Origin of the sequence: Paenibacillus oryziterrae, from assembly GCF_042610485.1 — a bacterium.
Classification (GTDB): domain Bacteria; phylum Bacillota; class Bacilli; order Paenibacillales; family Paenibacillaceae; genus Paenibacillus_AQ.
In genome coordinates, this window is the sequence record NZ_JBGJZO010000020.1 from 1 (window position 1) to 5266 (window position 5266).

Annotated in this window: 5 protein-coding genes and 1 pseudogene; all 6 read right to left on the reverse strand. The window is 49.9% G+C overall.

Going from position 1 to position 5266, the window contains the following annotated elements; genetic code table 11:
* Positions 1 to 163 precede the first annotated feature (163 nt).
* Positions 164 to 1585 carry a pyruvate kinase gene (gene pyk / locus ACAN55_RS17970; RefSeq protein ID WP_379135844.1) on the reverse strand — a complete coding sequence of 474 codons (1422 nt, stop codon included), beginning with the start codon at positions 1583 to 1585 and terminating at the stop codon, positions 164 to 166.
* Positions 1586 to 1917: 332 nt separating this feature from the next.
* Positions 1918 to 2919, reverse strand: coding sequence for an acetyl-CoA carboxylase carboxyltransferase subunit alpha (locus tag ACAN55_RS17975; protein ID WP_379135846.1), 1002 nt, complete (start codon positions 2917 to 2919; stop codon positions 1918 to 1920).
* Between the two features lies 1 nt (position 2920).
* Entirely contained in the window at positions 2921 to 3814 is an 894-nt protein-coding gene (gene accD / locus ACAN55_RS17980) for an acetyl-CoA carboxylase, carboxyltransferase subunit beta (RefSeq protein ID WP_379135848.1), read from the reverse strand.
* A gap of 75 nt (positions 3815 to 3889) precedes the next feature.
* Positions 3890 to 4078, reverse strand: coding sequence for a glutamate decarboxylase (locus ACAN55_RS17985; RefSeq protein ID WP_379136107.1), 189 nt, complete (start codon positions 4076 to 4078; stop codon positions 3890 to 3892).
* A gap of 179 nt (positions 4079 to 4257) precedes the next feature.
* Positions 4258 to 4746 (reverse strand): phosphatidylglycerophosphatase A, encoded by a 489-nt coding sequence (locus ACAN55_RS17990; RefSeq protein WP_379135850.1) that lies wholly within the window; start codon positions 4744 to 4746, stop codon positions 4258 to 4260.
* A gap of 68 nt (positions 4747 to 4814) precedes the next feature.
* Positions 4815 to 5266 (reverse strand): annotated as a pseudogene (locus ACAN55_RS17995) (DNA polymerase III subunit alpha); the annotation flags it as partial.

The following is a 5266-nucleotide window of genomic DNA, read 5'->3' on the forward strand; positions in this document are numbered from 1 at the left end:
GCCTTAAGCTAATGGCTACTACTGCCTTCGCCATTCGGGACTTCAACCCTAGAGATAGCGCCCATGCTGGGCGCACTAAAAAAAAAGCAATGGGTGGGTTACACACCATTGCTTTTTGTGTAAAACATTAATGGCAGTAAAGCCACAGTCCCCTTAGAATAGATTAGTTAGGGATTTGTGTAACTTTTACCAAGTTAGTGGAACCGGAAGATCCTAGTGGAATACCAGCAGTAATTACTACCAGGTCGCCGCCTTTTACAAGACCGGAATCCAGACCGCCTTTAACTGCAGTGTCCAGAAGCTCGTCCGTCGAAGAAGCTTGATTGCCTTTAACCGGCGTAACACCCCATACCAGGGACAATTGACGCATAGTTCTGTCTTGAGTTGTAACTGCGATGATTGGTGACTTCGGACGGTATTTGGATACTACGCGTGCAGTGTGTCCGGTTACAGTCGAAGAAATAATTGCTTTCGCGTTCAAATCAAGGGAAGAAATAGCTACGGATTGGCTGATCGCTTCGGTAACAGTAGTTTCTTGAGCGATTTGTTGCTTCATGAAGATTTCACGGTATTGCAGAGCAGATTCTGCTTTTTCAGCGATACGGGACATCGTCAGTACAGATTCAACTGGGTATTTACCAGCAGCTGTTTCTCCGGAAAGCATGATTGCATCCGTTCCGTCAAAAATAGCGTTCGCAACGTCACTCGCTTCAGCGCGGGTAGGACGTGGGTTGCGTTGCATGGAATCCAGCATTTGAGTAGCTGTGATTACCGGTTTGCCGGCAACGTTACATTTTTGGATCATCAGTTTTTGCGCCAATGGCACATCTTCAGCCGGAATTTCCACACCAAGGTCACCACGAGCAACCATCAGGCCATCGGAAACCGCTAATATTTCATCAAGGTTGTCAACACCTTGTTGGTTTTCGATTTTGGAAATGATTTGAATGTGTTCTGCATTGTTTTTCTTCAGCAGCTCACGGATTTCGAGAACGTCGCTGGCTTTACGTACGAAGGAAGCGGCGATAAAATCGATGTCCTGTTCGATCCCGAAAAGAATGTCGTTGGTGTCTTTTTCAGTAATGCCCGGCAGGGAGATCGCTACTCCAGGTACGTTAACACCTTTTTTGCTCTTGATTGTGCCGCCGTTAACAATACGTGTCTTGATTTCAGTGCCTTGAACTTCTACAACAGTCAAACCAATGAGGCCGTCATCGATAAGGATGGTGGAGCCAACTTGTACATCATTGGGAAGGTCGCTGTAAGTGATCGAAATACGGTTTTGATCTCCAAGAATTTCTTCTGTGGTCAGTGTCAGATACTCATCCTGCACCAATTCAATCGGTTCTACTGCAAGCTTGCCTGTGCGAATTTCTGGACCTTTAGTATCGAGCAGAATTGCAACTGTTTTGTTCAGTTCTTGGGATGCTTGACGGATCGTTTTAATCCGTGCTCCGTGCTCCTCAAAATCACCGTGTGAGAAGTTCAGACGAGCCACATTCATACCGGCCAAAATCAATTTTTTTGTGTTCTCCAACGATTCACTTGCAGGACCAATCGTACATACAATTTTACTTTTCCGCATTAAGTTTTCCTCCGTTTTTTCGTTCTCTCTGTCTCACTTTTTCCAACTACAAAATCTACTATAACATCAATCGTTATCATAGGAACTTTGTCACACACGACATTGACTGCGCCCTTTTGAATATTACTGCAACTGAGCCATAAAATCAATGTTAACGCCACCTTTTAATGACAATAAAAGACGTTTTTTTTGCGTTTTCATGAAAAAAATAATATAACCCCGGCAGTTAGCCGAGGTTAGTATGTTACATTTATCTTCAATTCAGTCATAACCCTGAAATCAGGTTGGACAAGTGTGATTATATGTGCCAAAGTGCAAATCAAAAGTGCATGTTATTCTTCGTTCACCGTAGCAGCTTCGGCTGCTTCAAGCTCCTGTTGACCTTCTGTGAACTTGCCGATTTTGCGGAATTTAAGATACCTGTCCTCTTTAAGGGCATTGGAATCAAGACCCTCAAGTTCCTGAAGATGACGCCATACCGCATCCTTGACAGCGGCTGCTGTTGCCTCATAATCGCGGTGTGCACCGCCTCTTGGCTCTGGAATGATCTCCTCGATCACTTCCATCTCCAGAAGGTCTGCCGCCGTGATTCTCATCGCCTCAGCCGCCTGGTCCGCCTTGGACGCATCCTTCCAGAGAATGGAGGCCGCCCCGTTAGGAGAGATAACAGAGTAGATAGCATGCTCCAGCATCAGGACACGGTTGCCGACAGCCATAGCCAAGGCCCCGCCGCTTCCACCTTCACCAATGACCACGCAAATGACTGGAACGCCAAGCAGGGACATATCCCGCAGGTTCCGGGCTATCGCTTCGGATTGGCCTCTCTCCTCGGCTGTATTGCCGGGATAAGCGCCTTTTGTATCGATAAAGGTAACGATTGGACGTTTGAATTTGTCCGCCTGCTGCATAAGACGCAGCGCTTTGCGGAAGCCTTCCGGATGTGCGCTTCCGAAGAAACGCAGGATATTCTCTTTCGTATCCTTGCCTCGCTGCTGTCCGATAACTGTAACCGGAATTCCGCCCAGCTTGCCAATGCCGCCCACTACTGCCAAATCATCACCAAACAGCCGGTCACCATGCAGTTCAATGAAATCCGTGAAGATGAGATTCATCAGATCCATAGACGTAGGACGTCCGTGATGGCGGGCAAGATGCATTTTTTGGGATGGAGAGATATTAGAGTATACCTCCTCCTCCAACAAGCGGTAACGTTCTTCCAGCCGGGCAACTTCATCACTGAAATCAATCTGCTTCTCAGTCCCGAACTGTTTGAGCTCATCTATCTTTTTACGCATTTCAACCAGAGGCATTTCAAAAGGCAATTCTCCTGCCATCCTAAACGCCTCCTTTCACATTATGCAATTCCAAAAGTTTGGATAGTGTTGCGCGCATTTCCTTACGGTGCACGACAAGATCTAGCTGTCCGTGCTGCAGGTTAAACTCGGCGGTCTGGAAATCATCAGGAAGCTTCTGGCGGATGGTCTGCTCAATGACAATTCGTCCGGCAAAACCAAGCACCGCTCCCGGTTCTGCGATATTAATATCACCGAGACTCGCAAAGCTGGCAGATACGCCACCTGTAGTCGGATCAGTAATTACAGAAATATACAGTCCCCCCGCTTCATTGAAACGGGCTAAAGCCGCACTGGTCTTCGCCATCTGCATCAGACTGAGAATACTCTCTTGCATTCTTGCTCCACCGGAGGTTGAGAAGATAAGCAGCGGCAATCCCTGTTCAGTTGCCTCCTCGACGGCACGGGTAATTTTCTCCCCTACCACTGAGCCCATGCTGCCCGAGAAAAACTCAAAATTCATCACTGCTATGATCACAGGATGTCCGTTGATGACGCCCTGACCTGTAACCACAGCATCAGGTTGTCCGGATTTGAGGCGCTGCTGCTCAAGCTTGGATGCATAACCGGGGAATTGCAGCGGATCGACGGATGACATCTCGCTGTCGAACTCCACAAAGCCCTCCGGATCAAGCGTCATGGCAATACGCTCCATCGCGTTCAACCGCATGTGATGGCCACAAGACGGACATACCTTCAAATTCTTCTCCAGCTCTTTGCTGTACTGAATCGTACCGCATTTGGTGCATTTGCTCATGAGCCCTTCGGGAATTTCCCGTTTGGGGCGTTCTCCCTCAACCGGCCCGCCGCTCCGCTCGACACGCTCTGAAGGAATAGTCGCGTACTTTCGTTTTTTCTGAAATAAATCTTTGAACACAACCGCACCTCTTCAGCCGTTTATTTGCGTTATGCAGCTCGCTGCTGACATGACTGCTCTTGAATAATATGTAAATCAGGGATGCAGGATCAGATTGAGGACTTCCTGTACTTCCTCAAGCTCTCCCGAAGGAACCAGAATTTCAAATTGCTGCTTGGACATATTGATCGGACGGCATTTCACCATAAATCCTTCTTCCGTCAGCTTGCTCTGAATCATATCCGCCATTCTGGCGGTCGGCGCGATATAGATTACCGTCCACATGCCCTGCAAGGCCTCCCCCGTCTTAATACCCAGCCGTATCCCGTATAATGGAACCATGATAACACAGTTTTCTTTTTTCCCGCAACAGGGGAGATAAGGAGAGCTGTAGCCGGGGAACGCTCTTTTCGCAGGTATGAAAATGTCTTGATTTGCATTGAAACTTACTGTAACCATCATGTTTAAAAAAGAGGATACACCTTCGCGCCTTCGTGGCGGTGCGCAATTCTGGCGGATGCGGCGGCGGCTATTCCTGCAACGAGATCATCCAGAAATACATGAATCCGGCTGTCGTCATCGTTCAATTCACCGATAATCCCAAGCTTGATTTTATCCAAATATCCGAAGCCTGTCAGCCCTATCATTCCATACACACCCGTTATTCCAAGCGCAAGCGTTTCGTCGGCTCCATAAAGTGATTCATCAGCCTCCATCACTGCTTGAAGCGGCTGGGGAAGCAGCTTTTTCTCGGCGAGCTCATCCAGTGCAATCCCCGTCATTAAGGTGTACTGAACCTCTCTTTTACCCAAGACCGCTTTGACACTGGCGGTACACTCTTCACTTGATAGATCAGGATAATATGCCGATTGCAGCGTGTATACGATTCCGGCAATGGAAGAAATGGATACTCCTCTGCGCTCCAGCAAATCTGACGCCATTTGATAAGACATAAACATGCTCCTCTCCGCACCTGGTGCCTGTGGTTACCTAATGTATGCGGAGAAGAGCGAAAACGTTCTTATTTAATTCTTACTGTACCGGCACCAAGCATTTGTTCAATCTCATCCAATAGCTGCTGGGTGGGCTTGATCCGGTAGCTGTCGCTGAGCGCCAGCAGCTTCTGGCCGTTCTCGTAGAAGAGCAGGGTCGGCACGGTGCCCGGATGGCGGAGCAGCAGCTCCTTCAGCCGCGACAGCTGGGCAGCGTTCTCGGACTGCGGCGTGATCTTGATGAAGGCGCGCTGCCCGGCCGCGCTGCCTTGTGCCTCCGCACGCGGGGGAGCAGCTTCCCCGGCTTGGGCCGGGGCAGGCGCAGCCCCTGCGCGGTGCGGGCCATCCGCGGCGGCAACGCCCGCGGATGGTGCATGGGCCGCAGCGGGACGCGCTGCGGCCTGCCCGGAGGCGGCGCTGCGCTGCGCGCCGCCTGGTGCCCCCGCGCCTGCGGGGCGGGCTGAGCCCGCTCCGCGCTGCG